The sequence below is a fragment of the Sphingopyxis sp. RIFCSPHIGHO2_12_FULL_65_19 genome (assembly GCF_001830555.1).
GTDB lineage: Bacteria > Pseudomonadota > Alphaproteobacteria > Sphingomonadales > Sphingomonadaceae > Sphingopyxis.
This window is the reverse complement of record NZ_MIAM01000064.1, coordinates 105628-106349: the sequence shown is the minus strand read 5'-3', so window position 1 is coordinate 106349 and position 722 is coordinate 105628. Positions and strand designations below refer to the sequence as shown.

General features: G+C 60.7%; 1 protein-coding gene. It reads right to left on the bottom strand.

What is annotated here, in order from left to right; genetic code table 11:
- Positions 1 to 164: 164 nt before the first annotated feature.
- A partial coding sequence (locus A3E77_RS18165; protein ID WP_293648651.1) for an RcnB family protein occupies positions 165 to 722 on the bottom strand: 558 nt, incomplete at its 5' end.

Below are 722 nucleotides of genomic sequence, written 5' to 3'. Positions count from 1 at the left end.
CTTGATCCGGGATCCACTGCGGCGCTGAAGTCGTGGACCCCGGATCAAGTCCGGGGTGACGAGGATGGATAGGTCCACAATCGGTCGCTTTCGGCCGCCGGCAAAGAAAAAGGGGCCGGCTGGGCCGACCCCTTCAGTTTGTCTTCGGGTAACCGAAAGGAATATTACCAGAAGAAATCGTGGATCACGTCGACCACCCGGCCCGAGTAGGTGTCGACGAGCAGCGCGTCGTCATAATATCGCACCCAGCGATAGCCCCCATAGGCGGGCGGCAAGCGATAATAGCCCGGGTCGTTGATCCAGTACCGCTGGCTGTAAAAGAGCGAGCCGAGCGTGAAGCCGATGCTGAACCGCGTGTAATTATAGCCGCGATACGGGTTGTAGTAACGGGGCATGCGGTAATAGCTGCGGTTCCGTTCGCGATAGTTGCGCCAGTCGTAGCGGCGATCGCTGCGCCAGTCGCGGTTCCAGCGATCGTTGCGCCGGTCGTTATAGCGCCGGTCGACACGGTTGTTGTCGTTGCGGTCGTAACGCCGATCGATCTGACCATCGCGGTTGCGATCATAGCGCCGGTCGCGCTGGTCGATCCGATTATTGTTGTTCCGGTCCCAGCGGCGATCGAGGTCGCCGTTGCGGTTGCGGTCGTAACGCCGGTCGACGCGGTTGTTGTCGTTGCGATCATAGCGCCGATCGACCTGGCCGTTGCGATTGCGATCCCACTG